The sequence below is a fragment of the Cognatundibacterium luofuense genome, assembly GCF_018139685.1.
GTDB lineage: Bacteria > Pseudomonadota > Gammaproteobacteria > Burkholderiales > Burkholderiaceae_D > Undibacterium > Undibacterium luofuense.
This window is the reverse complement of record NZ_JAGSPN010000079.1, coordinates 1-565: the sequence shown is the minus strand read 5'-3', so window position 1 is coordinate 565 and position 565 is coordinate 1. Positions and strand designations below refer to the sequence as shown.

Genomic DNA, 565 nt, shown 5'->3' with positions numbered 1-565 from the left:
CTGGTATAGCATGGGGGCAGGCGATATGCTGGAGGTGGCGTCTATGGGCTTACACGTCGCGCAGATGACGTCGCAGGCCGCCATGCATCAGTGCTTTGATGCGGTCACACACAACCCCGCGCAGATACTGGGTTTGCAGGGGTATGGGTTGGAGCCAGGCTGTCACGCCGACTTTGTGATTCTGGATGCACGTGACCCGGTTGAGGCTCTACGTTTGCGTCCGGTCAGACGTTATGTGGTGCGACGTGGCCGTGTTATCAGCCAGACTGCCGCACCGATTGCGCAGCTCAGTCTGGACGGCAGACCACAGTCTGTGAATTTTCGTTTGGGATAATGCCTGATCTGATATGAGGCAGAACGGTCATCCCCCATGGGCGTCCATTCTGCCTGCTTACTGGCATCAGAGTTGGCCGAACGCGCGCTGTGCTGCTTCCAGTGTGGCTGCAATGATGCTGCTGTCATGCTGGATGGAGACAAAGCCTGCTTCAAAAGCGGATGGTGCCAGATACACGCCTTCGTCCAGCATCAGATGGAAGAAGCGATTGAATTTTTCTTTGTCGGTTGC

Annotated in this window: 1 protein-coding gene and 1 pseudogene; one reads left to right on the top strand and one right to left on the bottom strand. The window is 56.3% G+C overall.

From position 1 onward, the window contains the following. A partial coding sequence (locus KDM89_RS19415) for an amidohydrolase family protein (RefSeq protein WP_212689548.1) occupies positions 1 to 334 on the top strand: 334 nt, incomplete at its 5' end. A 66-nt stretch (positions 335 to 400) separates the two neighbouring features. Here the strand turns inward: KDM89_RS19415 and KDM89_RS19410 are convergent. Then, positions 401 to 565: pseudogene (locus KDM89_RS19410) on the bottom strand (aspartate aminotransferase family protein); the annotation flags it as partial.